Below are 22603 nucleotides of genomic sequence, written 5' to 3' on the forward strand. Positions count from 1 at the left end.
CCTCCGGGCATGCGACATCGTCACAGGCCCGATGCCGGGCGGAAACGCCAGGCCTAGCCTCCCAGGGAGGTGCAGGGGCGGCCGCGCATCTCCTTGACGTAGTCGTCGGGGGCGCCGGCGCGCTCGGCCGCCTCGGCCAGGATGCCGAGGTAGCGGGCCGAGGGCAGCCCGCCCTCGTATCCGTCGAGCACGTAGAACCAGGCCAGGACCTCGCCCTCCATGGTCTGCACCCGGAGTTTGACCTTGTGATAGAGGCCGCGCGCCGCGCCCTCCCACTGGTCGAGGGAGCTCTCGTCCCACTCGGGCACGTCATAGAGGACCACGAAGACCTGATCGGCGGAGTCCTCGACGATGGAGGCGAGGGCGCCCTCCCAGCCGAGATCGTTCCCGCCGAAGGTCAGACGCCAGCCCTGGAGCCAGCCCGTCCCCCTGATCGGGGAGTGCGGGGCCCGCTGGGCCATCTGCTTCGGGTCCATGTTGCTGCCGTAGGCGGCGTAGACAGGCACGTTGGCCAACACTAATCGAAGATCCGCGAGACGCTCACCCAGCCTCGAAGCCACGCCGATGTCTCGTGGAATTACGACGGTTTTGGGGGACTTTCGTGCTTTGAGAGGGATGCCGAGCGATGGCCGGTCGCGCGATGCGGGAGAATGGGGTACGTGACGAGGATAGTGATCATTGGTGGCGGACCCGGTGGATACGAGGCCGCGCTGGTCGCCGCCCAGTTAGGGGCCCAGGTCACCGTCGTCGAACAGGACGGCCCCGGCGGAGCCTGCGTGCTCACCGACTGCGTGCCCTCCAAGACGCTGATCGCCACCTCCGTACGCAAGCAGGCGCTTCTCGACGCCAGCATGCTCGGCGTGCACTTCACCGGCGGCCCCGACGGCGACGTCGGCGGCGTCATCGCCGACATGCCGCTGGTCAACAGGCGCGTCAAGGAGCTCGCCAAGGCGCAGTCCGCCGACATCGCCGCGCGACTGGCCGCCGAGGGCGTCGAGGTGATCAAGGCGCCGGGACGGCTGGTCGACCCGCAGGTGGTCAGGGCCGGAGACCGGACGATCCGCGCCGACGTCGTCATCGTGGCGACCGGCGCCACCCCGCGCATCCTGACCGGCGCCGAGCCCGACGGCGAGCGCATCCTCACCTGGCGGCAGCTGTACGACCTGGGGGAGCTGCCCGAGCACCTCATCGTGGTCGGCTCCGGCGTCACCGGCGCCGAGTTCGCGGGCGCCTACCGCTCGCTGGGCTCGGAGGTCACGCTCGTCTCCTCCCGCGACCGGATGATGCCCAACGAGGACGCCGACGCCGCCGAGGTCCTCGAAGAGGTCTACCGCCGCCGCGGCATGAACGTCATGGGCCGCTCCCGCGCGGAGTCCGTCAAGCGCACCGCGGACGGCGTGGTCGTCACGCTGGAGGACGGCAGGACCGCCGAGGGCAGCCACTGCCTCATGACCGTCGGCATGGTCCCCAACACCGCCGGGATCGGTCTTGAGGAGGCCGGGGTGACCCTCGACCGGGGCGGTTTCATCCAGGTCGACAAGGTCTCCCGCACCTCCGCCCCCGGCGTCTACGCGGCCGGAGACTGCACCGGGGTCCTGATGCTCGCCTCGGTCGCCGCCATGCAGGGCCGGATCGCCGTCTGGCACGCCCTCGGCGAGGCCGTGCAGCCGCTTCGCCTGGCCACCGTGGCCTCCGCCATCTTCACCGACCCCGAGATCGCCGCGGTGGGCGTCGCCGAGCGGGCGGTCGAGGCCGGCGAGATCGAGGCCAACATCGTCAAGCTGCCGCTGGCCACCAACGCCCGCGCCAAGATGCAGGGTTTCAACGACGGCTTCGTGAAGCTGTTCTGCCGCCCGCACACCGGCATCGTCCTCGGCGGCGTGGTGGTCGCCCCCCGCGCTTCGGAGCTGATCCTGGCGGTCTCGGTGGCCGTGCAGCAGCGCCTGACCGTCGACCAGGTCGCCCACACCTTCGCGGTCTACCCCTCCCTGTCCGGCTCCGTCACCGAGGCCGCCCGCCGCCTCATGCAGCCCATGACCCCCAGCGGCATCTGACCGGCCGCCACCCGGCTCATCTGGCCTCATCCGTCCCCGGAGCCGGCCGTCACGGGCGGGACGGCGTACGGGTACCCCCGATCTCATGCCGTGACCGGAAACCCCTGCCGGGATCATGGGCCGTGTCATGGTCGGCGATTCCCACCTGGGAGGCGCGGATGGCATGCTGGGAAACCTGCGATCACGAGGAGATCAGCGATGACCCACCCTCTCGGCACGTCGCCCGCGCCTCTGCGCACCCCGCTCAGCGCGGAGGAGAGGGCCCGGAGCGAGGCGAACTTCGCCCCCCTCGTCGCCCAGCAGCTCGTCGTCAACGGACGGTTCAGGGTGAGCGCCGACACGCCGGAGATGGTGGAGCTGTTCCAGGCGGTCGCCCGCCGGGTGGGCGAGATGCTCGGGCGGCCTGTGGTCAGCTACGCCAACGGCAGGTACATGGTGATCACCTTCGGCCAGGAGGAGGCCCTGACCTCACCGGTCGAGGCGCCCGCTCAGCACAGGGGTGACCGCCAGGTGTCGTCCATCTGGTGACTCCCGAGCCGGTGCTCGGCTCCGGCCGCGTTCCCCGACGCCCCCGGCCACCCCTCGTTCGAGGCGGAGGGGCCTCACCTCGCGGACGAGGGGAGAGGCCACCTGTCGCCTCTGCGTGCCGGGCCGACAGCGGATCCACGCGCCTTGAGCCGCCGCCGTCCTTCCGGTGATCACCACCTCGTCACGTTCGGCGGCCCGATGCACGCTCATCTGCGGCGACCAGCCCATCCGGTGCGGCGGCAACGAGACTCCGCGCAGGCCGTAGCGGATACGAAACAGCCGGGCGATCAGCTCGGTGACCCGCGCCGGTGTCCGGCGCTGATCTTCGATCCGGCCGTGCGCGACCGGTTCGGCATCGCGGCGATGTCGCTCCACCGGCACGTTCCCAGCCGCGATGCCGCGCCGGCTGAGTTCAGAGCCGGGCGAACCAGTCGAGCGGGAACGGCGGCCGGGCCAGGGGCGCCACCGCGATCCGCATGAGGGCGAGCGGGTTGTCGTCACCCGCGATGCGGTTGGTGTCGAGTGCTCCGCAGCCCGTGCAGTGGTGGACGAGGGCCCACTCGCCGTGGTGGCGGACGTGGACGGCTATCGGGGCCATCGACGACCCGCAGTCCGCCGCCCTGTCGCCTGGAGTGTTGTCCAGGTGCCTGCTCCACAAGCAGGTCGGGCAGTGGTTGCGGTGCGCCGTGCCAGGTGCGTCGGCGGGGACGTCGAGGCCGCAGTGGACGCAGCGGAAGGAACGGATGCGAGCGCGGTCGCGGGATGGGTTGCGGGACAAGGGGACTTCCTCAGGGATGATGATGGGCACAGGTCACCGGTGCCTTCGTCACGCCATGTCGTGGGCGTGCGACGGCGGCTTCGGTGCCCGCAGGCATCAAAATCCCCCCTTTCGAAAACTCGTCGCGACGATGCGAGTGAAGCGGAGGACGGGAGAGATATCAACAGGTTTTCCTCTTACTGCGAATCGCCCCGAAGCCGCGTTCTGCCCCGAAGCCGCGTTCGCCGGGAGTGACTCCGCGCCCGAGGTGACCGCCACGCGCACGAGGCGATGATCTGCTGCCCGAACCCGCACGCTCCCGGTTGTCGCCGTCCTGCCGGACGGCGTCAGCGGACGCGGGAGCGGAGGCGGTTCAGGGCCGCTCTGCCGTCCTGGACGGCGCGGGCCACGAAGTGCAGTTCCTCCTCGCGGCGGGCGATCGACAGGGCCTGCTTGGCGGCCTCGTAGGCGTCGAGGGCGTGCCGCCAGTCGTGGTCGGCGGTCATGCCGCCACGCCCGCTGATCTGGAACTCGTAGTCGAGCTGGTCGATCTCCTCGCCCAGCCGGGTGATGTCGTCCTCGGCGCCGCGCCGCACCACGGCGAACCGCGCGGCGCGCCGGGTCCGTTGCTGGGCGCTGACGCCCCAGGCCACCACGGTCAGCGCCAGGCCCACCGCGCTGAGCACGACCATGACGAGCCCCACGGACGGACCGGCGCTTTGCGCGGGCTCCGCCTGCGGAGTGTCCGCCTTCTCCGCGTCCTCGGTCTGGGAGGTGGGCAGCGAGGTCGGCAGCGGGATGGTCAGGCCCGTGGGGGTGCCCTTGGCGCCGGCGAGGTCGACGTCGTCGGCCTGGATGAAGGACGCCCCCTGGACCAGCGCGCCGGTGAAGTCGGCGCCCTTGAGCTCGGCCTGGGTGAACTCGGCCTCGCTCACGTCGGCGTACTTGAACGTCGCGTTGCGCAGGTTCGACTGGCTCAGCTTGGCCTCGCGGAGCTTGGCCCTGGTGAAGTCGGCCTTGCGGGCCTTGAGCTGGCCGGGGGTGCTCTCGTCGAGGTCGGCGTCGATCAGCTTGGCGCTGGTGAAGTTGACCTGGGTCAGCTCGGCCCTGGTCAGCTTCGCCCCGGTCAGGTTCGCGTGCGGGAATTCCGCCTGCCCGGCCTCGGCGTCGACCAGGATCGCCTTGCGCAGGTCGGCGTAGTCGGCGTGCATCTGACCCAGGTCGGCCTCGGTGAGGTTGGCGCCCCGCAGGTCGGCGTACTTCAGCGTGGCCTGGGTGAGGTTGGCCTGCCTGAGCGAGGCGCCGCGCAGGATCGCTCCGGTGAGGTCCTTCTGGATGAGCTCCACGTTGTTCAGCTTGGCCCCGGTCAGGTCGGCGCAGCGCAGGTCGGCGGGGAGCCGGGCGCCCCTGGTGAAGTCCCTGCCACGCAGGTTGGCGCCTTGGCCGGGCTTGCACGGCCCGGCCGCGGCCTGGGCGGGGGAGACGATCGTCCCCGACAGCGCGAAGATCGCGACAACGAGAGCCAGGGGGATGGAACGACGCACGGGGGAGCCTCCTTCAAAGCGGCCCCGATCGTGTCAGCAGATCATTGCATCACGCTAAACGACCACTTGCACCTTTTATTACCAGGTGCTCACGGGCAGTCCCTCCACCGGGATCCTCTTTCGCCGCGTGACGGCCGGTGTCCGCGTTCAGGCCGGGCCGAGCAGGTCCCATCGGTTGCCGGCGATGTCCAGGAAGACGGCGATCCGCCCGTAGGGCTCGGTGCGCGGTACGGTCACGAACTCGACGCCGGCCGCCGTCATCCGCGCGTGGGCGGCGTCGAAGTCGTCCACCCGCAGGAAGAACCCCACCCGCCCGGCGAACTGCTCCCCGACGGCGGCGGCCTGGCGCTCGCCGTCCGCACGGGCGAGCAGGATGCCGGTCTCACCGCCCGGCGGCCGGACCACGACCCACCGCTTCGGGCGGCCGTCGTTGGTCAACGACGGTGAGTCCTCGACCAGCTCGAAGCCCAGGGCGTTGACGAAGAATTCGATGGCCCGGTCGTAGTTCTCCACGACGATCGCCACCAGATCGATCCGCATCTTCATGATCGTAAATTTTACGGTCCTCCCACGGTTGCCGATCTCCAGGACGGAGCCACCGTGCCAAGAGCCGATGTGGACGTGGCGGATCGCGGCCGACACCCTGGCACCACTTCGAATGTTGTGACCATTTGGATTTTGTGAGTATCCTAATTTGGATTGTCCAGGGAAGGGGCAGTGATGGTTCGGCTGACTTGGGGTGCGGTGTGCTCGAACTTTCCGAGCAAGCCTGCGCCGGGTGGCGGGGACGAGCGTTGGCTCCTGCCATGCGCTATGGATCTGAGGCCCGGGATCTGACAATGGCGACTCGGCACCTGTACGTGATGCGGCACGGCGCGGCGGACCCGTTCGGCGAGTTGACCGATGTCGGGCAGCGGCAGTCGGAACTGGTCGGGGAGCGCCTGGCGGGCCTGCCGGTCGATGCCGTGTGGCATTCGCCCCTTCCCCGGGCAGTGCGCTCCGCCCAGATCGTAGGGAAGTACCTGCCGGGCGTTGCCGTGCGGGAAGCGGCCGAGCTGATTGACCACGTGCCGCACGTGCCGGACGAGATGCCCCCCGCGTGGGCGGGGTTCTTCGATGGTTACGACGCCGCGGAAGCCGCCGCGGGCGCAGGCCTCGCGGATGCACTGATCGACAGGTTCGCGCGCCCCGCCGAAACCGAGACCCATGAGGTCCTGGTCACCCACGCCTATCCGGTGGCCTGGCTGGTGCGGCACGCCCTCGACGCGCCGCCGGCGCGGTGGCTGGGGCTGAACTGCGGAAACACGGCGCTGACGGCGATCGAGTATCGCGACGGTGTGGCGCCGACGGTGCTGTTGTACAACGACATGGGTCACCTCCCGCCTGATCTGCGTTGGACGGGGTTCGGGCCCGGCGCGCGGCCATGAGCGGTGGTGTGGCAGAAAGCCGCACGATCAACCAGGACCGTCCCCCGTCCGGCGACGAGTGATCCTGTGGCGCTGCCGAGCGCTCAGACGAAGACGACGTGGACTACTTCACCAAGCGGCAGACCCCACCCAACTCGGTGATCGAACAGCCCCCGGGCAACTAATTCCCGCTTCTTTCGTTCGAGCATCCGAACGCGCCGGCCCGTCGTCCATGACCCGCGACCTCTAGCTCCGGCCGCGGATATCGATCCTTACCGACGGTACCGGTGGCGGGCGCCCCCTCGGCGCGCAGGCCACTGTTCTTCCCGTGCAGTGCCGCCTGCGGCTGGGTGACGCGCTGTTCGGCACGGCGGTGGGTGGCTTGGGCGTCCTGGCGGCGAGGACCGTCTTGGCACGTCCTGCCGGCGAGGCCGCCCGTTGAGACCGGCCTCGCCCTACACCTGGTGATGCGCGGATACGGCCGCGGTCAGCGGATGAGTCCCGGCACCACGAACGGGCCATCGTCACGCAGCGCGAACAGCTCCCTGCTCTCGCCCGTCCGCACGTCCACCGCGTACACCACCGACGCCGGCCCGTTCGGCTCCTGAGGTACGGCGAGCACGGTCAGTTCCGTGTCGTTCAGCCAGCTCCCGAGCCCTGAAGGAGCGAGCCCTTCCGGAAGACCGGATATCGGAATACGGGTCTCCCTGCCGCCACGAATCGCGTCGAAGATGACGATTGAGCCGTCCTGCCGCACCATCGGCTTTCGATTCCGATCGACGGTCTGCCCCAGCCGGACGAGCGTCCGCCCGTCGGGTGCGAGGGCGCTGTAGTAGTACGTGAAGTCCTGGATGGTGATCGGATCGTGGCCGAGCACCCACACCCGGCTGGTCATGTCATGCGGCTTGGCCAGCACGACGGGTCCGGACCCGTCCGACACGCTCACCGGCCACCACCCCCGGGCGAGGGTGGTCACGGTCTTGCGCTCCACGTCCACCAGCTTGTTCGGCTCTCGACGCCCGCCCCACCCCGACACGACAAACCGTAGCCCGCTGGGCGACAGCCGCAGCGTGTACTCGACCGCAAAGTCCTCCTCGGGCTGTTTCAGCGGTGCCTTCCACATCCTGCCGCTCGCCAGGTCGCGTACCACGATCCCGCGCTGCTTCGAGCTGTAGTACACGATCCTGCGGCCGTCCGCCGTGACTGCCAGCGGCCCCGTCGCCGCCTCGGCCAGCTCGTAGGTGTCGCCTTCACGCGTCACGATCCGCCAGGCGCCCTCGGTGCACGGCCCGCCGTTGCTTCGGCACCTGGGCCGGTACGCCTGCTCGGCCGGTCCGATTCCCTTCCCTGGCAGTGGGAGCACTGTGGTCTCCGGAGGTGTGAGCAGGACTTGGGGTGCGGGGGATACCTGCTGGAGCAGCGCGACGCCGCCACCGGAGATCACGCACAGCACGGCGGCCGTGGCCACGACCAGGCGGTTCACTCGCCTTCTGCGGGCGCCCTGAACCGCCCGAGCCGCCAGATCGACGGTGGGCGCCTGCTCGGCCAGCGTCCGCAGATCCTCACGCAGCGTTTTCATCGATACACCTCCTGAGGGGCGAGCGCGCGCAGTTTCGACAGCGCGTAGTTGGTCTGGCTCTTGACGGTGCCGATTGAGACGCCCATGAGCTGCGCGGTCTCGTGCTCGGTGCGATCCTCGTAGAAGCGCAGCACAATCACGGCCCGCTGCTTCGGCGTGAGCTGGGCCAGCGCGTGGTGCAGGGCGATGCGGCGCACGGTCGCCTCGTCATGCAGCTGCCCGGACTCGGCCCGCTCGGGCAGTTCGGCTCCGGGCAGCTCGACCTGCTTGCGTCGGCGCCACGAGATGGTCTGGTTCACCAGGGCTTTGCGGGCGTACGCCTCGGGGTTACCGCCATCGGCGAGCTTGGTCCAGTGCGCGGCGACACGGATAAGGACCGTCTGCAGCAGATCCTCGGCGAGATGGGCGTTCCCGGTGAGCAGGTACGCCGTCCGCATCAGCGATTGCTGACGAGCGCGTACGAACTCATGGAACCCCTCGTAACGGTCCATGTATCAGAACAACTCTGCCGAAGGGGGCCAGGTTGGAACGTCAGCGTATCGGTCGGGTAACGCGGCGGCGGGACCAGACATCGGTCAGGAGCTTGTACAGGCGTAAAAGAGCGCCACCCGGCTCGCCGAACTCTTCTGTCGTGACGCTCGACACCACGCGCCGCTACATACCGCCCACAGAAGCAACAGGGCAGCCGCACTGGACTCTTGTCACCGATCACCAGCAGAGCGAAGAAGTCAGGGCACGGTTCGACCGGGTGAACCTGCGGTGTGGGACACGTCACGAACTCGCTCTCACAGCGGAGTTCGCTCTCTGCTGTGCCAGCTGCCCGCCACGCCCTGGAGCACGCCCTGGAGCACGCCCGGGTGGCCGACGAGCTGGCAGCGCGCCGGGCCGACGAAAGCGAGCCTCCTGCGGCGCCGTCGCCGAGGCCGGACCGCTGACCTACGGCCCGGCAGCGAGATAGGTAATCAAGGGCCCTGATCGCGGTCCGGTCCCTCCGGGGCGCTGCGCTGAGCCGGCGAGCAGACCAGTTTCTGGACCTTCCGGACCCCCTACGCGCGGGCGCGCGAGGTCTATTCACAGAAGTCTGGTTCTGTGATCCCCTCCGGCGGATCAGCTGGTTCCCAACCGGCCTCCGGGGAGGATCGGACCGGATTTTGGTGGTAGGGCTGAAGCGGTGATGATCTACTGGGTCAGCGGGTCGGCCACAACCGCACCGTATTGTCGTAGCTGCCGCTGGCGAGGGTTTCGCCGTCCGGGCTGAAGGTCACCGAGGGGACCCAGGTGGTGTGGCCGGTGAGGGTGGCGACGGTTTCGCGGTCGGTCACGTCCCACAACCGCACCGTGCTGTCGTAGCCGCTGGTGGCGAGGGTTTTGCCGTCCGGGCTGAAGGTCACCGAGGTGACAAAGCCGGTGTGGCCGGTGAGGGTGGCGACGGTTTTGCGACCGGCCACATTCCACAACCGCACCCTGTTGTCGCTGCTGCCGCTGGCGAGGGTTTCGCCGTCCGGGCTGAAGGCCACCGAGGAGACCTCGTTGGTGTGGCCGGTGAGGGTGGCGACGGTTTTGTGGCTGGCCACGTCCCACAACCGCACCGTGTAGTCGCTGGCGCCGGTGGCGAGGGTTTCGCCGTCCGGGCTGAAGGCCACCGAGTAGATAGCGGCGTTGTGGTCGGTGAGGGTGGCGACGGTTTTGCGGTCGGCCACGTCCCACAACCGCACCGTGCCGTCGTTGCTGCCGGTGGCGAGGGTTTCGCCGTCCGGGCTGAAGGTCACCGAGGAGACCATGCTGGTGTGGCCGGTGAGGGTGGCGACGGTTTCGCGGTCGGCCACATTCCACAACCGCACCCTGTTGTCGCTGCCGCCGGTGGCGAGGAGTTTGCCGTCCGGGCTGAAGGCCACCGAGGAGACCACGCCGGTGTGGCCGGTGAGGGTGGCGACGGTTTTGTGGCCGGCCACGTCCCACAACCGCACCGTGCCGTCGAAGCTGCCGGTGGCGAGGGTTTTGCCGTCCGGGCTGAAGGCCACCGAGGTGACCCAGTTGGTGTGGCCGGTGAGGGTGGCGCTCGGTGCGAGGTTAGTGGCGCTCGGTGTGGGGTCGGAGGTGCTCGGTGTGGGGTCGGGGGTGATCGGTATCGGTATGACGGTGGTGCAGGCGGCCGTGGTCGGTACGCCGATGGCCAGGGCGAGCCCGCCCAGGAGCAGGGTGCGGCGAGATAGTGATCGGCGCTGCTGCGAAGGGGTCGTATTCACCCCCATAGGGGTAGAAGATCACGCTTGAGATTGACTTGTATACCTCTGCAGCACCTTCTGCCCGCCCGGGCCGAGCGGCTCGCCGGCGGCGAACGGCCTCGGAGCGCGGCCGCGCCCGGTATCACTACCGGGACCTCGATGCGCGCCCCGGAAAACCCGGTCCTACTGATTAGTAACTTGCGGGAAGTCCCGGTCGCAGGCCCCGTTGATGTGACAGGGAATCGGCTGCTCCCTGTCGCATCACGACCCCGGTGGCACCACATCCGAAAGACTCCCTGACCTGCCCGGACACGGCCCGCGTGTACCGATTTGCGCACTGCGTTCGGGGGCGTGACGCGGTATGGCAGCCTCGTCCAGGGGAACGGTGAGCCGGCTCGGGTTCGTGCCGGGTTTCAAGGCAGTGCCCGGCAGGCGGTCACCTCGATCTCAATCATGAGTTCGGGAAGAAGTAGCTGGTTCACCTGGACTGTCGTGGAGGTTGGGAATGGCCCGTTAGCGTAGATGCTCTTGCGGTACGGCAAGGCGTTGATCAAGGCAGGTATATCGGTTACGTACATGTTCTCGCGCACGACATTGCGAAAATCGAGGGCGTATTTGGCCAGGCTCTCCTTGATACGCTGGTAGATGAATTGCATTTGAGCAGCCAGGTCGCCGGGGGATACCGGGTTGAAGTCCGTGTCGAGGGCCGCCGTACCCGATAGCCACAGAGTGTTGTCCACCTGGACGCCCTGGGAGTAGCCGAGGGAAAGTTGCTGGGACTTCCAGTAGTAGAAGAGATCGGTGCGTTTGGAGGCCGTCGCCGGGGCTGCCGACGCGTCGGGGGTGGCGAGTTGACCGGCGATAGCGGCTACTCCCGCAGCGCCGACGCCGGTCAGGAGGCGGCGGCGGACTGCTCCGCTGTTGTGTAAGGCGTCGTTTGAGTCCGGCTCGCTCTGAGCGCTCATCTTTGCGTATCTCCTGTGGTGGGGGATGTCGATGTTGGGCGTCGGCTCCTATGGGCAGCGGGGCAACAACCAGGGGCGACCATCACAACACGCGCTGCGCCGCATCTAAAAGCGCAGGCGACTTTGGTCTTCGTGAGAAACGAGAGCGAAAATTATTTGCTGCTCACCGGGGGAGAGCAGCACCGTCTCGGACGAGCCGGGAACCCATAAGTAGTCATTGGCGTGAGTCGTACCCATGGCAAGACCTCCTGGCCGTTGTTTCGGTTACCCGAATCCGGCGCATTGGCGGATCTGAAACCACTGGGAAGAGTGTTTGTCCGCTGCGGAGCTATAGTCAAGGCCTGTGAGTCAAGATCTTTTAGGGCCTGTTGGCAGCGGCTTACGGTAAGGCCGGCCCGGCGCCACCGACCCCGCCTGCCAGACCGGCACGATCACCATCTCCAACCGCCGCCCGGCCGCCCCGCCGTACGATCCGTAGCAGCCGGTTGCCTTCATCGTCATCGATCTCACGTACGCGAACCCGTTCAGCCACACGCGGAGTCTGAAGCGATCACGCCGACCAAGGCAGGACCTCAATCGGCGTGTCACCACGAAACGGGGCAAACCCCAGCTGCTACCGCACTAGTCGTGACGAAGTACGGCATGGGCGGCACCGAGGCGCCGGGCTTCGTCGCGTTCGGAGTGGTCGCCCGATACGTCGTCGGCCCATTCGAGTAGCCGACGCAGGTGGGCGCCGGCCGTGGTCGTGACGATGCGGGGGCTGCCGAGGGCGACCTCGCCACCGGTCCCGTCGATGGTGACGAGGGTGCCCTCACCGATGGTGCGCCCGCCGGCTCTCACTGAGGCGATGTCAACGGTGAGGTCGCCGATCCCCACGACGGCGGGTTTTCCCATCGCTCGTGCGACGACCGCGGCGTGGCTGGCCGGCCCGCCACGGGCGGTGACGATTCCGGCGGCGACCGCCAGGCCGCGCATGTCGTGCGGGGAGGTCTCCGGCCGTACCAGGATGACCGGGCCGTCCGCGGCCATGCGCACTGCTCCGTCGGCCGTGGTCGCCACCCTGCCCACCGCGACACCGGGACAGGCACCCAGCCCTCGGGCCAGGATGTCGACCTGCTCGGTTGTCGCTATCCGGGGTGTGCGGACGTGCTGGAGATGCCGCGGTGAGATCCTGAGCAGCGCTTCGTGACGTCCGATCACACGCTCGTCGGCGAGGTCGGTCGCCACGCGGACAGCGGCCCCCCCGACGAACCGGCCAGGCCGGACCTGCAGAATCCACAGCTCCCCGGCCTGGAAGGTGAACTCGACGTAGCACGCGTCGCGGTAGTGCCCCTCGACCCGGCTCAGGGCATCGAGGAGGCCGGTCCACACCGCCGGTTCCCGGTCGGCGAGTTCGCGCAGGGGCCGGGTCAACGATCTGCCGGAGACGACGTCTTCGCCCTGGTGCCCGAACAGGACTTCGCCGAACGGGACGTTCTCCCCGGTGTTGGGGTCGCGGCTGAACGCGACTCCGGTGCCGCTGTGCTCATCGCGGTTCCCGAACACCATCGTCTGTACGATCGCGGCCGTGCCGAGATCGTGCGGGACGTCATGCAGCTCGCGGTAGGTTCGCGCACGCGGTGTGTCCCATGACGAGAACACGGCCTTGACCGCCAGCTCCAACTGCCGGGTCGCGTCGTCCGGAATCGGCCGGCCACATCGTTGCCGGATGAGGTCCTCGATCGCTCCGATCCGTGCCTCCTCGTCGCCGGTCCCTCGCCCTCGGGCTCCGCCGCCGTCCACGTCCTGGTTGGTGATCGCAGCGGCGAAGCTGGACAGGAACCGCAGCCGCGAGTTCAGCGCGAACCGCGAGTCGCCCGTCTCGGCCGCCAACCCGGCGGTGGCTCCGGTCGTGAGGCCGAGGTTGAGGATCGTGTTCATCATGCCGGGCATCGACACGCCGGCCCCGGAGCGAACGGACACCGCCAACGGCAGCCGTGCTCCCCCGAAGCGGCGCCCGGTGGCGGCTTCGAGGTCGGCGACGGCCGCCGCGAGCTCGTCGTCGAGCCCGTCGGGAAGACGCCCGTCACGCAGGAACGCGCGACATGCCTCCGTGGTGACCACGAACCCGGCGGGCACCGGCAACCCCAGACGGCGGAGGACCAGGAGGCCGTGTGCCTTGCCGCCCAGCAGCTCCGCCGTCTCCTCGACCCGCGTGGAGAGCGGGCGAATCCATCTCATCCCCATCGGGGGATCCCGAGTGTGGCGAGCAGGTCTTCGTGCAGCTCGGCCCACACGGTGTGGTACGACGCGGTGTTGTCGGCCACGTACTCCAACGCGCCGGAGCCGGCGCGATCGAGGGCTTCGGTGAGGCGGGCTCGGTAGCGGCCGAATCGAGGCAACGCCGCGGACAGCTCGGCGCCGACGACGGCGGCACGCTGGTCGAACTCGGCGAATCGGGCGAGGACCCGGGCGTCGTAGGAGGGATCGCCGTGGTCGTTGGCGGTCATGACACCGTCGATGGATCGGAGTTGCCAGGCCGTGCAGAGGTCGAGCAGTTCCGGGTTGAGCACCAGAAAGCCGTCGAACGCCGCTGTCACGGCGGCGCGAGCACCGGCCGACTCCAGCTCGTCGGTGATCCGTTCGGCATCCACGGCACGGCCGGTGTCCGTCAGACTCCACCCGCCGAAGTCGCCGGCCATATGCGTGACGAGACCGGCGACCGCGAGATCGATCAGCTCGGACTCGACGTCGGATTCACCAAGACCCGTGGCACCGGCCAGGCGGGCGAGGCCGGCGGCGCCGCCGCAGCGCAGGGCGTGGAGGACCAGCAGGCCGGTGCCGGTCGCGGGAAGCTCGGGCCGGGTCATGTCCGGGCACTCCGCGGCTGGGTGCCGTTCGACGCGTCGGCGGTCGATGCCGCGTACGCGGCGCCTCGCCCGTGGGCTCGGGCGACGATCGCGCCGCCCCGGACGCGTACGGCGGACTCCGTCTCGTCGTCGAGGTCCGTCAGGCCGATCGCCGACGCGGTCAGGGCTTCGTCATCGAGGACCAGCCGAACGCGCTGCCAGGCCTCGGGAGCGAACACCCGCCGCAGGCAGCCGATGAGGTCGGTGATCCTGAGCCGTACCAGGCGGCCCGTCTCGGCGGAGTCATTCGTGACGACGACCACCGTCACCTGCTCGCCGGGCCGGGCGGAACGGACGGCTTCCTCGGCGGCGGCGAGACGACCGGCCCCCAGCACCGCGATCAGACCATCGGCGCCGAAGTCGACCCGACCCCCGCTGATCTGATTCGCGAGTCCGGTGGGCGGATCCCATGCGTCCCCACACAGTCGTGCCGGAGCGACAAAGGGCAGATACGACGGCGTCCAGGTGTCGGCGAGATCGATCCCGGACAGATGCGCACACGCACGTGCCAGGTCGAAGGGGTCACCGAATCCCGGTGCGCTCTCAGCCAGGTGACCCGAGCCGTCCAGCAGCGTCAGCACCAGCTCGGCCAGCCGTACGCGCCGCACCGGCGTCGCCTGGGCCGGCTCGCACGATTCCAGCGCGATGGCGAGCAGCAACGCCTCCAGCCGGACGACCTGCGCCAGCACCGTGCGCCCGTGCTCGTCATCGAGGACGCCGACCAGAGAGCGCAGGTGCAGCCGCCCTCCCGAAGCCGTGTCGCCGACCAGGGGCAGCCGTTCAAGCCAGGTCCGGGCGAACACACCCAGCACCTCGGCCGGCGACGTCGGCGACGTCGCCGGCTCACCCGTGGCGGCGTTCTCCACCATGTCGATCAGCACCGCCAGATACAGCGCGCGCTTGCTCGGGAAGTTCGAGTACACCGCCCCGCGGGTCAGCTCGGCCCGCTCGGCGATCCGATCGACCTTGGCCAAGGCGTAGCCGTGCTCGGTGAACTCCTCCCTCGCCGCCGCCAGCACGGACCTCCGGGTGCGCTCCTGCTGCTGCACCCGAGTCAGTCGAACCATCGCAGTTCCTTTCCCTAGATCGCCGGTATTAGGATACTCTCAAAATCCAGATGTTAGAAACATCTGAATCGCGAAGTGACTGAGACGAGGGATGGTGACGGTGAGCGATCATGGGTTCGAGACCGAGGGACTGGCCAAGAGATTCGGCAAGGTCACCGCGCTCGACGGGGTCAGCCTGGCCGTCCCGCGCGGGCAGGTGCTCGGACTGCTGGGACCCAACGGTGCCGGCAAGACCACCGTGATCCGCATCCTGGCGACCCTGTTGCGTCCCGACAGCGGACGCGCATCCGTGGCCGGGTTCGACGTGGCACGCCGGCCGGGGCAGGTACGTCGGCGGATCGCACTGTCGGGCCAGCACACCAGCGTGGACGAGGAACTGACCGGGCTGGCGAACCTGGTCATGATCGGCCGGCTCCTCGACCTGCCCCGGCCGCAGGCTCTCCGGCGCGCCGCGGAGCTGCTGGCCCGTTTCGGTTTGGAGGAGGCGGCGAAGAGGTCGGTGGCCGGCTACTCCGGTGGCATGCGCCGCCGCCTCGACCTGGCCGCGAGCATGGTCGGACACCCCGAGGTGGTCTTCCTCGACGAGCCCTCGGTGGGATTGGATCCCGGCAAGCGCGACGAGCTGTGGCAGATGATCCGCGGCCTGAGCGCCGACGGCGTCACCGTCCTGCTGACCACCCAGTACCTCGAAGAGGCCGACGCCCTCGCCGACGCCATCACCGTCATCGACCAGGGACGGGTCATCGCCTCCGGCACTCCCGCGGACCTGAAACGAGAAGTCGGCGGGCACACCATCGCCGTGCGGCTGAACGACCCCGCCGACACCGACGCGGCCGCCGCCATCCTGGCCGATGTCGCCGGCCGGACCCCGGAACGCTCCACCCGCCACGAGTTGGTCGTGCCCGTCGCCGGTGACGAGGACTTCTTCGAGATCACCGCCCGGCTGCGCGAACACCGCATCGGCGTCTCCGAACTGTCGCTGCGTCTGCCCAGCCTCGACGAGGTCTTCCTCGCCCTGACCGGAACACCTACCGCCACCAACGAACCAACTAAGGCCGCCTGATGACCGCCATCGAACAACCGCGTACTCGCCCGCTCGCCTGGCTCCGGCACAGCCTCGTGCTCGCCCGCCGCAGCCTCGCCAAGACCACCCGCAACCCCGGCCCGATCATCAACGGGGTCGTCACACCCGCCCTGTTCATGGTGCTCTTCCTCTACCTCTTCGGCGGATCGGTGGCCGGCTCCACCGCCGGCTACCTCCAGTACCTCTTCCCCGGCATCCTCGTCATGGGCACCGGCCTCGCCGGGATGGTCTCGACCGGCACCAACATCAACCTCGACCTCAAGAACGGCGTCACCGACCGGTTCCGCAGCCTGCCGATCAGCCGCCTCGCGCCCCTGCTCGGCTCCGTGCTGGCCGACATCGTCCGCTACCTGCTCGCCGTCGCCATCCTCTTCGCCATCGGCGCACTCCTCGGCTTCCGTGTCCACGGTGGCCTCGCGGACGCCCTCGCCGCCGCCGGCCTGGCCATCGGTTTCGGCTTCTGCCTCAGCTGGGTCACCGTGTTCGTCGGCGTCCTGGTCAAGAACGCCGACACCGTCCTTGCGATCAGCTTCATCAGCTTCCTGCCGTTGCAGCTCGGCACCAGCCTCGCCGCCCCCGTCGAGACCCTGCCCGGCTGGCTGCGAGCCTGGGCCGAGATCAACCCCGTCACCCACGTCATGAACGCCTGCCGCGCCCTTCTCAACGGCACCCCGGTCGGCGGCACCGTCACCACCACGCTCATCTGGTGCGCGGCCCTCTTCGTGGTGTTCTGCCCCCTGGCCGTCCGCGCCTACAGCCGCCAACAATGACCCGGCCGGTTTTCGTGGTAACTCCTGATGAGTACTGTGATCCCGGCATCCGCGGACACCGACCTGGAGGAAGCCGCGGTGAAAACGCGGCGAGGGTGGTGGAGTGGTTCGGGGCCGTTCATCGCCACCGCTTCGCGCGGGGCGCTCTCGCCGGGGGGATGGGTGCGGGGACGGGCGCGGGGTCCGCAGGACGCCCGGTTCACGGGTCGCCCCCGGCCGACTCATCATGGAGCAGGCGCTCGCGTTCCTCATCCGATCGGCCGAGGCCGGTCTGACCTCCGGAATCGCCGCACACGTCATCACCACCGAGGGGGCCGTCCTCTTCGCGAAGGCGGCCCCTCCGCTGCACCCATCGCTCCTCACTACGTACGGGAGCGCGCCGCCAACCAGGCGCTCCCCACGGGTATCCCAGCACCCCGCATGGTGTGGGCCGATGACGTCGCTGACCGGCACCTACTCGTCAGCCCAGCACACTCGGGACGCAGCCCGTCACCTGACTCGCCAGGCGCGCCTCAAGCGGGGGTGATCTCGAGGACCAGGTCCCCGCCGTCGACCTGCTGCGTGCCGCTGAGGGCGATGCGCCGTACGGTGCCGGAGAATGGCGCGGTGATGGAGGCTTCCATCTTCATCGCCTCGATGGTGGCAACGGTGTCGCCGGCGGCCACGACGTCGCCGACCTTGACGACCGGGGTGACCACGCCACCGAACGGTGCGCCGACGTGCCCGGGGTCGGCCGGATTGACCTTCTCCTGGGCGGGTGCCTCGGTGGAGACGGCCCGGTCACGGACGTTGATCGGGCGGAGCTGGCCGTTGATCGTGCACATGACGGTGCGGATGCCGCGTTCGTCGGGGTCGCTGATCGACCGCAGGCCGAAGATGAGGGTCTTGCCCTCGTCGATGACGACCTCGTGCTCCTCGCCGGGCCGGAGTCCGTAGAGGTAGGCGAACGTGGGGAGGGTGGAGACGTCGCCGTACTTCTCGCGGGACTCGAGGAAGTCCCGGGTGGGGCCGGGGAAGAGCAGCGTGTTGAGGGTGAGCCTGGCATCCTTCTCCAGGCCGTGGCGTTCGTCGGGGGTCAGGCCGACGGTGGGGGCCTTGTGGGTGCGGCCGGCCAGTGCCTTGGTGCGGAACGGCTCGGGCCAGCCTCCGGGCGGGTCGCCGAGCTCCCCGGCCAGGAACCCGATGACGGAGTCGGGGATGTCGTACGCGCCGGGGTTGTCGGCGAAGGCGGCGGGGTCCGCTCCCACGGCGACCAGGTGGAGGGCGAGGTCGCCGACGACCTTGCTCGACGGGGTGACCTTGACGATGTTGCCGAGGATGCCGTTCGCGGCGGCGTACATGCTCTCGACCTGCTCGAACTTCTCGCCCAGACCGAGCGCGATGGCTTGCTGTCGAAGGTTGGACAGCTGGCCGCCGGGGATCTCGTGGGTGTACACGCGGCCGGTGGGGGACGGCAGTCCGGACTCGAAGGGGGCGTAGAGGCGGCGGGTGGCCTCCCAGTAGGGCTCGAGGTCGCAGACCGCGGCGAGGGAGAGCCCGGTCTCGCGATCGGTGTGGTCCGTCGCGGCGACCAGTGAGGAGAGCGCCGGCTGGCTGGTGGTCCCCGCCATGGCGGCGCAGGCGGCGTCGACGGCGTCGACCCCGGCGTCGATGGCCGCGAGGAGGGTGGCGAGCTGGCCGCCGGGGGTGTCGTGGGTGTGCAGGTGGACCGGCAGGTCGAAGCGCTCGCGGAGGGCGGTCACCAGTGTGCGGGCGGCCGGGGCGCGGAGCAGACCGGCCATGTCCTTGATCGACAGGATGTGGGCGCCGGCGCCGACGATGCGTTCGGCCAGGCGCAGGTAGTAGTCCAGTGTGTAGAGCGTCTCGCTGGGGTCGGACAGGTTGCCGGTGTAGCAGAGGGCGACCTCGGCGACAGCGGTTCCGGTGTCGCGGACGGCCTGGATCGCGGGGGCCATCTGGGACACGTCGTTGAGGGCGTCGAAGATCCGGAAGATGTCGATGCCGGTGGCGGCGGCCTCGTGGACGAAGGCCTCGGTCACCTCGGTCGGGTACGGCGTGTAGCCGACGGTGTTGCGGCCGCGCAGCAGCATCTGCAGACAGATGTTGGGGACCGCTGCGCGGAGCGCTTCCAGTCGCTCCCAGGGGTCCTCGGACAGGAACCGCAGCGCCACATCGTACGTCGCTCCGCCCCAGGCCTCCAGTGACAGCAGCTGGGGCGTGGTGCGGGCCACGTGTTCGGCGACGTTGAGCAGGTCCTTGGTCCGTACCCGGGTGGCGAGCAGCGACTGGTGGGCGTCGCGGAAGGTGGTGTCGGTGACCGCCACGGGGGTCTGCTGCCGCAGCGCCCGGGCGAACCCGACGGGGCCGAGTTCGAGGAGCCGCTGACGGGAGCCGTCGGAGAGGGCGCCCGGCCCGGTGGGCAGCTTGGCCAGGGGGTCGATGGTCGTCGGTGCCGGGCCGTGGGGCTGATTCACGGTCACGTCGGCGAGGAAGGTCAGCAGCTTGGTGCCGCGGTCGGCACTGGACCGGGCGGTCAGCAGCTGCGGGTGGGTCTCGATGAAGCTGGTGGTGAGCCGACCGGCCTGGAAGTCGGGGTCGTCCAGGACCGCCTGGAGGAACGGGATGTTGGTCGCGACGCCGCGGATGCGGAACTCCGCGACCGCGCGGCGGGCCCGGGCGACGGCAGTGGCGAAGTCGTGGCCCCGGCAGGTCAGCTTGGTCAGCATCGAGTCGAAGTGCGCCGACACCTCCGCGCCGGTGTACGTCGTACCCCCGTCGAGGCGGACCCCGGCCCCACCCGGCGAGCGGTACGTCGTGATCGTGCCCGTGTCGGGACGGAACCCGTTGGCCGGGTCCTCCGTGGTGATCCGGCACTGGAGGGCCGCGCCCCGCAGCCGCACCGAGTCCTGGGAGAGCCCGAGGTCGGCCAGGGTCGCACCCGAGGCGATCCGCAGCTGCGCCTGCACCAGGTCGACGTCGGTGACCTCCTCGGTCACGGTGTGCTCGACCTGGATCCGCGGGTTCATCTCGATGAACACATACGTGCCCGCCCGGTCGAGGAGGAACTCCACCGTGCCCGCGTTGACGTACCCGATCGCGCGCGCGAACCGCACCGCGTCGGCGCACATCCGGTCCCTCAAGTCCGGGTCGAGGCTCGGTGCCGGCGCGATCTCGACCACCTTCTGGTGCCGCCGCTGCACCGAGCAGTCCCGCTCGAACAGATGGATAACCTCGCCCGTGGCATCCGCCAGGATCTGCACCTCGATATGGCGGGGGTCGACCACCGCCTGCTCGATGAACACTGTCGGGTCCCCGAACGCAGCCTCGGCCTCACGCATGCACGTCTCCACCGCATCACGTAGACCAGTGGGCGAATCGACCCGGCGCATTCCCCGGCCACCACCACCGGCGACCGCCTTGACGAACAGCGGATAGGGCATCGCAGCGGCAGCCTCGACCAGGCTGTCCACGTCGGTCGACGGTGCGATGCTCGCCAGTGTCGGAACCCCGGCAGCCTTCGCCGCGGCGATGGCGCGCGCCTTGTTGCCCGTCAGGGTGAGCACATCGGCCGACGGGCCCACGAACGTGATGCCCGCCGCGGCACACGCCTCGGCGAGCTCAGGGTTCTCCGACAGGAAGCCGTAGCCCGGATACACCGCGTCCGCACCCGCGGACCGCGCCGTCTCCACGATCAGCCGCGGGTTCAGGTACGCCCGCACCGGGTGCCCACGCTCTCCGATCTGGTACGCCTCGTCCGCCTTCAGCCGGTGCTCCGAACCCCGGTCCTCGAACGGGAACACCGCCACCGTCTCGGCCCCCAGCTCGTACGCTGCGCGTAAGGCACGGATGGCGATCTCACCTCGGTTGGCGACGAGGACTTTGCTGAACATGGGGGGACCTAGCCTTCCTTGCGCTGGGAGGTCTCGGCCGGACATGCCAGACCCTGCAACAGACCATCGCACAACCCGGTGGCCCCGGACCATGGCGGGGCCAGGCCGTAGCGCCGCCCGTCGAGCCAGGCAAGCACCGGCGCATGGTCTTGATCGCCTTGTCGAGGCTTACCTTGTGTCTGCCCGTGCCGTTGATCGCGAGGCGGGCCGCGTTGATCGCCTTGACCGACGCGATCGCGTTGCGTTCGATGCAGGGGATCCGCACCAGGCCGCCGACGGGGGCGCAGGTGAGCCCGAGGTTGTGCTCGATCCCGACCTCGGCGGCGTTCTCCTCGTTGACCGCGAGCGCGAACAGGTTCACCCAGTCCATCAACCCGCAGCGGGTCGTCGGACCCGGCTCCGGACGCGAGATCGCGATGCAGCGCGGGCGCTCGGCGCGGGACCTTCAGTCCGCCCGGTCGTAGTCATCCACGACAATCGCTACCGAAGCGCGCATAGGACGGCGAGGGAGGGGGCGAGGACCTCGCTCCGGTCGCGCGTTCAGACCGTTTCGGCGCCGGCCACCCCGACCTGCCGCCACAGGTCATCGTCGAGTTGCTCGCCGATGACGACTGGCAAGTGGTGGAGGCGGCGGCCGCCAATCCGTCACTGCCGCTCGCGGTGATGTCGAAGCTGATGCCTTGACCGGTGACAAGGCGGATCGCAGGCTCCGGGCAGAGCACGCTGCTCGGCACCGCCCCCAGGGGCCGTTACCGCTGCGGGCGAAGCGTGCGAGGACCGCTACGGCTTGCCGGGCATGGGTGGAGTACCGCACTGGCTGATCCGTGCGCGACGTCGTGGATCAGTCGGTCTCCGAACCCGCTTCGACCGGCAGGGCACCGGATCGGCCGCGCGGCACGCCTGGTTGGTCGAGGAGTGCTCATTGAACCCGAGCTCGGGCTGTTCACGCTGCCCCGAGTGAACCATCGCGGGTAGGCGCCCGCCACCCAGGCTCAGACGGAGGGAAGCCATCTCCCTTTGGGATGCAGGCGCTTACTACAGTACGGCGCGTGCCAGGGCGTTACCCTTGCCCGGCGCGACCGGCGCGGTCAGGAACACCGGCGTCTGGGCCATGAAACGCGGTCGCGTCCCCCGGTGCTCGTCGGCCGCGTGCACGGTCAGCGGGTGAACCAGGTACATGTCGCCCGGCTGCCCGGTCGCGTACGCCGTCGGCCTGTCCTTGGAAGCCGCATCCAGTAGCGGCCCAGCCTCGAACGGGTCGAGCACCTGCTCACCCAGCACCTCGGCGGCGTCCCGATGCGAGCCCACCCTGATGCGGGTCGGCGCGTCGTCGTCCCCTACCTCTGACAGCAACACCAGCAGCAACATCGTCTCCGGCCGTCCCGACACGGCCCACGAGCCGTCGGGCCGGGCCACAGAGGCGTCGATGTGCCAGCCTCGATCGTCGACCGGCGCCACACTGGGGAAGCGGATCGGCATGTTGCCGATGGCCCCAGGCGGCACCCACCCACCGGGACCGGCCACCTCGTCCAACGCCTCACGCAGCCGCGGACTGCCCGCGAGCTCTCCGAAGGGTCCGTGGCCGGTCAGGTCGGCGGCCCATACCACGGGCTGTTGCCAGCCAGAGGGGTCGTCAGGCGACAGGCCGATCTGCCGCCATACCAGCGCCCTGGCCGCGTCCCCGATCTCCCGGGGTACGGCCGCCTCCAGCTTGACGAAGCCTTCGGCAACAAAACGGTCAACATCCACCATCGCCATACGAGCACCATAACGACGCCGTCCACCGATTTTCCGGACGCTACTCCTACAGATATGCAGGCATCAATCACTCATATCCCCTTAAAAC

20 protein-coding genes and 1 pseudogene are annotated in these 22603 nt (G+C 69.3%); 6 read left to right on the forward strand and 15 right to left on the reverse strand.

Going from position 1 to position 22603, the window contains the following annotated elements:
- Positions 1–53: 53 nt before the first annotated feature.
- Positions 54–515 carry a gamma-glutamylcyclotransferase family protein gene (locus ABT130_RS29545; RefSeq protein WP_451936220.1) on the reverse strand — a complete coding sequence of 154 codons (462 nt, stop codon included), beginning with the start codon at positions 513–515 and terminating at the stop codon, positions 54–56.
- 144 nt (positions 516–659) lie between these two features.
- Between ABT130_RS29545 and ABT130_RS29550 the strand changes: the two genes are divergently transcribed.
- Both ABT130_RS29550 and ABT130_RS29555 read left to right on the forward strand, forming a co-directional pair.
- Complete coding sequence (locus tag ABT130_RS29550) at positions 660–2054, forward strand: NAD(P)H-quinone dehydrogenase (protein WP_350960691.1); 1395 nt, start codon at positions 660–662, stop codon at positions 2052–2054.
- 198 nt (positions 2055–2252) lie between these two features.
- A complete protein-coding gene (locus tag ABT130_RS29555) occupies positions 2253–2582 on the forward strand; it encodes a hypothetical protein (RefSeq protein ID WP_350960694.1) in 330 nt (109 codons plus the stop codon).
- On the opposite strand, the gene ABT130_RS29560 is transcribed toward ABT130_RS29555, so the two are convergent.
- The 4 genes from ABT130_RS29560 to ABT130_RS29575 form a co-directional block, all read right to left on the reverse strand.
- Positions 2523–3083 carry a helix-turn-helix domain-containing protein gene (locus ABT130_RS29560; RefSeq protein WP_350960697.1) on the reverse strand — a complete coding sequence of 187 codons (561 nt, stop codon included), beginning with the start codon at positions 3081–3083 and terminating at the stop codon, positions 2523–2525. The two genes, ABT130_RS29555 and ABT130_RS29560, sit on opposite strands and share 60 nt — an antisense overlap.
- The gene (locus tag ABT130_RS29565) at positions 2995–3360 is read right to left on the reverse strand and encodes an RNHCP domain-containing protein (protein ID WP_350960700.1); all 366 of its coding nucleotides are present in this window, start codon (positions 3358–3360) and stop codon (positions 2995–2997) included. Before ABT130_RS29565 ends, ABT130_RS29560 begins: the two co-directional genes overlap by 89 nt.
- A 326-nt stretch (positions 3361–3686) precedes the next feature.
- The gene (locus ABT130_RS29570) at positions 3687–4883 is read right to left on the reverse strand and encodes a pentapeptide repeat-containing protein (RefSeq protein ID WP_350911707.1); all 1197 of its coding nucleotides are present in this window, start codon (positions 4881–4883) and stop codon (positions 3687–3689) included.
- A 147-nt stretch (positions 4884–5030) separates the two neighbouring features.
- Positions 5031–5429, reverse strand: coding sequence for a VOC family protein (locus ABT130_RS29575; protein ID WP_350960702.1), 399 nt, complete (start codon positions 5427–5429; stop codon positions 5031–5033).
- Between the two features lie 293 nt (positions 5430–5722).
- On the opposite strand from ABT130_RS29575, the gene ABT130_RS29580 reads away from it, so the two are divergent.
- Entirely contained in the window at positions 5723–6310 is a 588-nt protein-coding gene (locus ABT130_RS29580; RefSeq protein WP_350960704.1) for a histidine phosphatase family protein, read from the forward strand.
- A gap of 466 nt (positions 6311–6776) precedes the next feature.
- Here ABT130_RS29580 and ABT130_RS29585 read toward each other — a convergent pair whose 3' ends face one another.
- Complete coding sequence (locus ABT130_RS29585) at positions 6777–7868, reverse strand: hypothetical protein (protein ID WP_350960706.1); 1092 nt, start codon at positions 7866–7868, stop codon at positions 6777–6779.
- Positions 7865–8359: a SigE family RNA polymerase sigma factor gene (locus ABT130_RS29590; RefSeq protein ID WP_350960708.1), complete on the reverse strand. Its 495-nt coding sequence runs from the start codon at positions 8357–8359 to the stop codon at positions 7865–7867. The genes ABT130_RS29585 and ABT130_RS29590 overlap by 4 nt, the downstream gene beginning before the upstream one ends.
- 318 nt (positions 8360–8677) lie before the next feature.
- On the opposite strand from ABT130_RS29590, the gene ABT130_RS29595 reads away from it, so the two are divergent.
- Positions 8678–8803 (forward strand): hypothetical protein, encoded by a 126-nt coding sequence (locus ABT130_RS29595; protein ID WP_350960711.1) that lies wholly within the window; start codon positions 8678–8680, stop codon positions 8801–8803.
- Between the two features lie 252 nt (positions 8804–9055).
- On the opposite strand, the gene ABT130_RS29600 is transcribed toward ABT130_RS29595, so the two are convergent.
- From ABT130_RS29600 to ABT130_RS29620, 5 genes are all read right to left on the reverse strand, one after another.
- Positions 9056–10114: a WD40 repeat domain-containing protein gene (locus tag ABT130_RS29600; RefSeq protein ID WP_350960713.1), complete on the reverse strand. Its 1059-nt coding sequence runs from the start codon at positions 10112–10114 to the stop codon at positions 9056–9058.
- A 392-nt stretch (positions 10115–10506) separates the two neighbouring features.
- The gene (locus ABT130_RS29605; RefSeq protein WP_350960716.1) at positions 10507–11058 is read right to left on the reverse strand and encodes a RidA family protein; all 552 of its coding nucleotides are present in this window, start codon (positions 11056–11058) and stop codon (positions 10507–10509) included.
- Positions 11059–11679: 621 nt separating this feature from the next.
- Complete coding sequence (locus tag ABT130_RS29610) at positions 11680–13278, reverse strand: pyruvate, phosphate dikinase (protein WP_350960718.1); 1599 nt, start codon at positions 13276–13278, stop codon at positions 11680–11682.
- Positions 13275–13907 (reverse strand): transcriptional regulator, encoded by a 633-nt coding sequence (locus tag ABT130_RS29615; RefSeq protein WP_350960721.1) that lies wholly within the window; start codon positions 13905–13907, stop codon positions 13275–13277. The genes ABT130_RS29610 and ABT130_RS29615 overlap by 4 nt, the downstream gene beginning before the upstream one ends.
- A complete protein-coding gene (locus ABT130_RS29620) occupies positions 13904–15013 on the reverse strand; it encodes a TetR/AcrR family transcriptional regulator (RefSeq protein WP_350960723.1) in 1110 nt (369 codons plus the stop codon). Before ABT130_RS29620 ends, ABT130_RS29615 begins: the two co-directional genes overlap by 4 nt.
- 100 nt (positions 15014–15113) lie before the next feature.
- Between ABT130_RS29620 and ABT130_RS29625 the strand changes: the two genes are divergently transcribed.
- Both ABT130_RS29625 and ABT130_RS29630 read left to right on the forward strand, forming a co-directional pair.
- The gene (locus ABT130_RS29625; RefSeq protein ID WP_350960725.1) at positions 15114–16076 is read left to right on the forward strand and encodes an ATP-binding cassette domain-containing protein; all 963 of its coding nucleotides are present in this window, start codon (positions 15114–15116) and stop codon (positions 16074–16076) included.
- Entirely contained in the window at positions 16076–16867 is a 792-nt protein-coding gene (locus ABT130_RS29630; protein WP_350960728.1) for an ABC transporter permease, read from the forward strand. Before ABT130_RS29625 ends, ABT130_RS29630 begins: the two co-directional genes overlap by 1 nt.
- A gap of 512 nt (positions 16868–17379) precedes the next feature.
- Here the strand turns inward: ABT130_RS29630 and ABT130_RS29635 are convergent.
- From ABT130_RS29635 to ABT130_RS29645, 3 genes and pseudogenes are all read right to left on the reverse strand, one after another.
- Positions 17380–20757 carry a pyruvate carboxylase gene (locus ABT130_RS29635; protein WP_350960730.1) on the reverse strand — a complete coding sequence of 1126 codons (3378 nt, stop codon included), beginning with the start codon at positions 20755–20757 and terminating at the stop codon, positions 17380–17382.
- Between the two features lie 139 nt (positions 20758–20896).
- A pseudogene (locus ABT130_RS29640) lies at positions 20897–21088 on the reverse strand (L-serine ammonia-lyase, iron-sulfur-dependent, subunit alpha); the annotation flags it as partial.
- A 704-nt stretch (positions 21089–21792) separates the two neighbouring features.
- Positions 21793–22515, reverse strand: a complete 723-nt coding sequence (locus ABT130_RS29645) for a phytanoyl-CoA dioxygenase family protein (protein ID WP_350960732.1) — start codon at positions 22513–22515, stop codon at positions 21793–21795.
- Positions 22516–22603: the final 88 nt, after the last annotated feature.

The sequence above is a fragment of the Streptosporangium sp. NPDC001681 genome, from assembly GCF_040298085.1.
GTDB lineage: Bacteria > Actinomycetota > Actinomycetes > Streptosporangiales > Streptosporangiaceae > Streptosporangium.

Bases quoted from the DNA above. Each gene is read 5' to 3' on its own strand.
- ABT130_RS29555 (WP_350960694.1), top strand. From the start codon at position 2,253: ATGACCCACCCTCTCGGCACGTCGCCCGCGCCTCTGCGCACCCCGCTC.
- ABT130_RS29575 (WP_350960702.1), bottom strand. From the start codon at position 5,429: ATGAAGATGCGGATCGATCTGGTGGCGATCGTCGTGGAGAACTACGAC.
- ABT130_RS29580 (WP_350960704.1), top strand. From the start codon at position 5,723: ATGGCGACTCGGCACCTGTACGTGATGCGGCACGGCGCGGCGGACCCG.
- ABT130_RS29585 (WP_350960706.1), bottom strand. From the start codon at position 7,868: ATGAAAACGCTGCGTGAGGATCTGCGGACGCTGGCCGAGCAGGCGCCC.
- ABT130_RS29590 (WP_350960708.1), bottom strand. From the start codon at position 8,359: ATGGACCGTTACGAGGGGTTCCATGAGTTCGTACGCGCTCGTCAGCAA.
- ABT130_RS29605 (WP_350960716.1), bottom strand. From the start codon at position 11,058: ATGAGCGCTCAGAGCGAGCCGGACTCAAACGACGCCTTACACAACAGC.
- ABT130_RS29610 (WP_350960718.1), bottom strand. From the start codon at position 13,278: ATGAGATGGATTCGCCCGCTCTCCACGCGGGTCGAGGAGACGGCGGAG.
- ABT130_RS29615 (WP_350960721.1), bottom strand. From the start codon at position 13,907: ATGACCCGGCCCGAGCTTCCCGCGACCGGCACCGGCCTGCTGGTCCTC.
- ABT130_RS29620 (WP_350960723.1), bottom strand. From the start codon at position 15,013: ATGGTTCGACTGACTCGGGTGCAGCAGCAGGAGCGCACCCGGAGGTCC.
- ABT130_RS29630 (WP_350960728.1), top strand. From the start codon at position 16,076: ATGACCGCCATCGAACAACCGCGTACTCGCCCGCTCGCCTGGCTCCGG.
- ABT130_RS29635 (WP_350960730.1), bottom strand. From the start codon at position 20,757: ATGTTCAGCAAAGTCCTCGTCGCCAACCGAGGTGAGATCGCCATCCGT.
- ABT130_RS29645 (WP_350960732.1), bottom strand. From the start codon at position 22,515: ATGGCGATGGTGGATGTTGACCGTTTTGTTGCCGAAGGCTTCGTCAAG.